This window comes from Rufibacter sp. XAAS-G3-1, from assembly GCF_013623775.1.
Taxonomy (GTDB): Bacteria; Bacteroidota; Bacteroidia; order Cytophagales; family Hymenobacteraceae; genus Nibribacter.
Genome location: NZ_JABFAM010000065.1, coordinates 1 through 475 on the forward strand (window position 1 = coordinate 1; position 475 = coordinate 475).

At 34.5% G+C, this 475-nt stretch carries 1 protein-coding gene; it reads right to left on the reverse strand.

The window, feature by feature from the left end; translation table 11 throughout:
• Nucleotides 1–69: 69 nt before the first annotated feature.
• Nucleotides 70–408, reverse strand: a complete 339-nt coding sequence (locus HHO50_RS20960; protein WP_181309100.1) for a hypothetical protein — start codon at nt 406–408, stop codon at nt 70–72.
• Between the last annotated feature and the right edge of the window lie 67 nt (nt 409–475).

Sequence of the window (475 nt, forward strand, 5' to 3'; positions counted from 1 at the left end):
CAACGGTTAGTATAAACAACGAGCTAGGCCGTCGGCCGTGGCTTGATGTTTATACAGTGTTGGGTGGTGTTATTCTATTTCTCCATTTTGCTTGCTAAGCCAAGTATAAAATTGCTCCTTATATTTTCTCTTGATATTAATCAGTATCAGGTGCTTATCAGGGTATTCTTGAGAAATTTCTTCATATTTTTTACCTTTAAATACTGCCTTCTTTATCCAATTCTTGTCGAGGCTCTTAAAAGCAGTAGAATCTATCAAAACATATTTGCTATCTAGACTAACTAAATAGGTCGCATACCCAATTATATTATGTCTTAGTTTTAGGACTACATGTTTATTTTCTTGTGAATCAGGAAGGGATTGTCCTGCTACATTCCCAATTATTGCGAACAACAAAACTGTAGCCATGAAAAGTACATGAGAAATTTTTTTCCTAATTAACATGATTTTATGTTTTTAATACCACCCAACGGCC